Below are 581 nucleotides of genomic sequence, written 5' to 3' on the forward strand. Positions count from 1 at the left end.
GATGTCGTCGAGCAGGGTGGGGGCGTCGGCGAAGCCTTGTTGCGTGGGCACGATGGTGAGGTGGTCCGCGTCATCGAGCAGCACGACGTAGGGAGCGCCCGAGAAATCGGAGGCGGCGGCGCGAAGGTCGGCGTCTTCGTGGGAGGTGCCGACGAGGACGCGTATGCCCGGATCGTCGGGAATGAGGTCGGGCAGGGGAGAGCGGGGTGGCGCGAGAACGAGAACGTTGAGGCCGGCCCTGCGCAAGGAGTGAGTGATCGCAGCGGCGGCGGTAGTGCGGCCTGAGCCTGGGGGCCCGGAGACCAGGAGCAGATGAGATCCGGTGATCAGGTCGACGCCGACGGTGGTGTGGCCGGAGCCGCCAACACCCAGAGGGGCCCAGGTGGGGGAAGGCAGTGGGTGAGGCAGCGCTAGCTCGTCGAGGGTCACACGGGCGGGAAGAGCCGGGAAGGCCTGGGGCAGGGCGGCGGCGTCGGCCCCGGATCGGGCGGAAAGTGGCGTGGGTGGTGCGGTGGGGTGACAGATCTGTATGTGGCGTCCGGTAGCGGCGTCGATGGCGCGGCCGGGCAAGGGGGGCGGGC

Annotated in this window: 1 protein-coding gene; it reads right to left on the reverse strand. The window is 70.9% G+C overall.

All coding sequences use genetic code 11. The annotated features are described in order from the left end of the window. Positions 1 to 429 (reverse strand): ATP-binding protein (locus ACSNOD_RS31640; RefSeq protein ID WP_436770510.1); only part of this gene is annotated, 429 nt, incomplete at its 3' end. Positions 430 to 581 lie beyond the last annotated feature (152 nt).

Source organism: Streptomyces sp. URMC 123, from assembly GCF_051386515.1.
Lineage (GTDB): Bacteria > Actinomycetota > Actinomycetes > Streptomycetales > Streptomycetaceae > Streptomyces.